This window comes from Chryseobacterium sp. VD8 (assembly GCF_037149975.1).
GTDB classification, from domain to species: domain Bacteria; phylum Bacteroidota; class Bacteroidia; order Flavobacteriales; family Weeksellaceae; genus Chryseobacterium; species Chryseobacterium indicum.
This window is the reverse complement of the sequence record NZ_JBBCQL010000478.1, coordinates 1-255: the sequence shown is the minus strand read 5'-3', so window position 1 is coordinate 255 and position 255 is coordinate 1. Positions and strand designations below refer to the sequence as shown.

At 33.7% G+C, this 255-nt stretch carries 1 protein-coding gene; it reads left to right on the top strand.

The window, feature by feature from the left end:
* A partial coding sequence (locus tag WFK35_RS23105) for a methyltransferase domain-containing protein (RefSeq protein ID WP_336735005.1) occupies positions 1-255 on the top strand: 255 nt, incomplete at both ends.

Sequence of the window (255 nt, the reverse complement as noted above, 5' to 3'; positions counted from 1 at the left end):
AGTCTGGAAAGACACCGTCAGATGTGGCTTTACCTGCAAAATGAAACCGATTTTTTCATTAAAAATTATAAAGTTTTACATATTGCTCCTGAGCAGGAATTCCTGAGAAAGTTTAAAAGAATGAAAATCTTAAACTACATTTCTGCCGATCTTTTTTCGCCGATTGTAGACGTAAAAGCAGACATTCTCGATCTTCCTTTTGAAAATGAAAGCTTCGATATTATTTTTTGTAACCACGTTCTGGAACATATTGAA